Source organism: Stutzerimonas stutzeri (assembly GCF_000935215.1).
In the GTDB taxonomy this organism is placed as follows: Bacteria; Pseudomonadota; Gammaproteobacteria; order Pseudomonadales; family Pseudomonadaceae; genus Stutzerimonas.
In genome coordinates this window covers 1-2,372 of record NZ_JXXD01000291.1, presented here as the reverse complement: position 1 = coordinate 2,372, position 2,372 = coordinate 1, and the positions used below count along the sequence as shown (strand labels likewise).

General features: G+C 58.0%; 2 protein-coding genes. One reads left to right on the top strand and one right to left on the bottom strand.

The annotated features are described in order from the left end of the window. Positions 1-75: 75 nt before the first annotated feature. Complete coding sequence (locus tag LO50_RS22035) at positions 76-288, bottom strand: cold-shock protein (protein WP_014821949.1); 213 nt, start codon at positions 286-288, stop codon at positions 76-78. A 790-nt stretch (positions 289-1,078) separates the two neighbouring features. On the opposite strand from LO50_RS22035, the gene LO50_RS22030 reads away from it, so the two are divergent. Next, entirely contained in the window at positions 1,079-2,281 is a 1,203-nt protein-coding gene (locus LO50_RS22030; RefSeq protein WP_044316370.1) for a tyrosine-type recombinase/integrase, read from the top strand. Positions 2,282-2,372: the final 91 nt, after the last annotated feature.

Genomic DNA, 2,372 nt, shown 5'->3' with positions numbered 1-2,372 from the left:
ATTGTCTTTAGCTTGCTCTCGGACTGCTAGGTTTTCACACAGTCTGCGAAGCGGGGCTTTTTTGTATCAGGCGTCTTAGGAGACTTGAACCTGATCAGCCTGCATCCCTTTCTGGCCTTTGGTAGCCATGAAAGAGACCGCTTGGCCTTCGCTCAGGCTTTTGAAACCTGTGCTTTCGATTGAACGATAATGAACGAACAGATCTTCGCTGCCATCGGTCGGCGTAATAAAGCCGAAACCTTTTTCATCGTTGAACCATTTGACTGTGCCATTTTGACGAGTAGACATGAGTATCTCCCAAGGTGTTTTAAGGCTGCAGCACTGAAGCATTCGGTGCCGAGACTGAGAAGCGAGAAGCAAAACGAACCGAGGAGATGAAACAGAGAAACATCATGCCGGGTGTCGAAGTGTTAATTGCGAAGCAGTGGGGCGAATATACGTAGTTTTAAATATATGTACAGCTTTTATTTGCAATTTAAATAAATTGGCCACTTTAAGTAAGCTCGCGAACTCAAATATTTATGGTTTAACTAGTTGTTAATTATCAATATTGTGTGAGCCTATGGGGGGAAGAGAAATAATTCAACAAATGTTCCACGCTAATAATTCGTAGCGGGAGCATTGTTTGCCGACAAAGCAGCGGGGTGCGTGGCCGCGCAAAGGCAGCCTTCTGTCCCGCCAGGCTGGTAAGCGCGACAGTGAAACGACACGTTCGTTTTAGCTATAGCGAAAGGCTTACAAGAATCCCGGTTTTTGGCTCTTCATTGCCTGCGGCCTGATGATTAATCTATGCCCACTCTGAAGCGCAGGACGTGCTCAGGATCAGGATGATCGACCACCGCCAGGAAGGCAGCCGGAAGGATTCGGATAGTCAGAAAGAACCCGCTTCGGCGGGTTTTTTGTTTCACGATGACTCCAGCCCGGTAGTTCGCTGGACTGCGCCGTAGCTAGATACAGCAGGTTTATCAATAACTTACGCGCGTCCATCATATGCCGGTGCTTTCTGAAACTTGACCCGGTTTTCCCTCGCGCCGCTCCTATCTGGCTCCTGGAATCCGGGTTGTTCCGAGGAGTCATCATGGCAAAGATCAAGCTCACCAAGACCGCCGTGGAGTCGGCCCAACCCCAGGCCAAGGATGTTGAACTGCGAGATACCGTGGTGCCCGGCTTCCTGTGCAAGATTACCCCGACCGGCCGCCGGGTGTTCATGCTCCAGTACCGCACGAACTCCGGCCAGCCCCGCAAGCCCTCGCTGGGGCTGTACGGGGAGCTGACCGTCGAACAGGCACGAGTCAAGGCACAGGACTGGCTGGCCGAGGTTCGCCGGGGCGGCGACCCCGGCGGCGCCAAGGCCGAGGCGCGCAAGGCGCCCACGATGGCCGAGTTGTGCAAGAAGTTCATGGAGGACTACTCCAAGAAGCGCAACAAGCCCAGCACGCAGGACGGCTATCAGGGCGTCATAGACCGCAACATCATCCCGCTGCTGGGCCGCAAGAAGGTGCATGACGTGAAGCGGCCCGACATTGCCGGGCTGATGGAGAAACTGGCCTACAAGCCGACCGAGGCGAACAAGACCTTCGGCGTGCTGCGCAAGATGTTCAACCTGGCCGAAGTGTGGGGCTACCGCCCGGACGGCACGAACCCGTGCCGCCACGTCCCCATGTACCCGCCGGGCAAGGAAACCCGGCTCATCGTGGACGAGGAAATGGTGCGGATCTTCCGCCAGTTGGAGAAGCTGGAGGCGGAGGGGCTGGAGAACTACGTCATCCCGCTGGCGATCCGGCTGCAATTCGAGTTCGCCGCCCGGCGCTCCGAAATCTGCCCGCTCGAATGGAGCTGGCTGGACTTCGAGAACCGGCGCGTGGTGTGGCCCGACAGCAAGGTCGGCGGCATTTCCAAGCCCATGAGCGAGGAAGCCTATCGGCTGCTTTCGACGGCGCCGCGCCGGGAGGGCTGCCCCTACGTCCTGCCATCGCCGAACGACCCGGCCAAGCACCTGACCTTTGGCGAGCACTATGGCGGCTGGTGCCGGGTGCTCAAGGCCGCCGGCGTCCCGCACGTCGGCACGCACGGCATCCGCCATCGCTCGACCACCGACATTGCCAATTCGGGCGTGCCGACCAAAGTGGGCATGAAGCTGACGGGCCACAAGACCGTGGCGATGTTCATGCACTACGTCCACACCGAGGACAAACCGGTGCGCGAAGCGGCCGAACTGGTGGCGAGCCGTCGGCTGGCGATCACTGGTGCCAAGCGGCTTCCCATGGAAGCGACGGCATGAACGACGGCTACCGTCCCGCCTTTCCTGCCCCGATTGTCGTGTCGTTGTCACGACAATCGGGCGGGCCGCCTCTTGCGGAGTGGCTCCGCGG

What these genes read in the sequence shown, in the direction of transcription:
- LO50_RS22035 (WP_014821949.1), bottom strand. Translation starts at nt 288, where the DNA reads ATGTCTACTCGTCAAAATGGCACAGTCAAATGGTTCAACGATGAAAAA.
- LO50_RS22030 (WP_044316370.1), top strand. Translation starts at nt 1,079, where the DNA reads ATGGCAAAGATCAAGCTCACCAAGACCGCCGTGGAGTCGGCCCAACCC.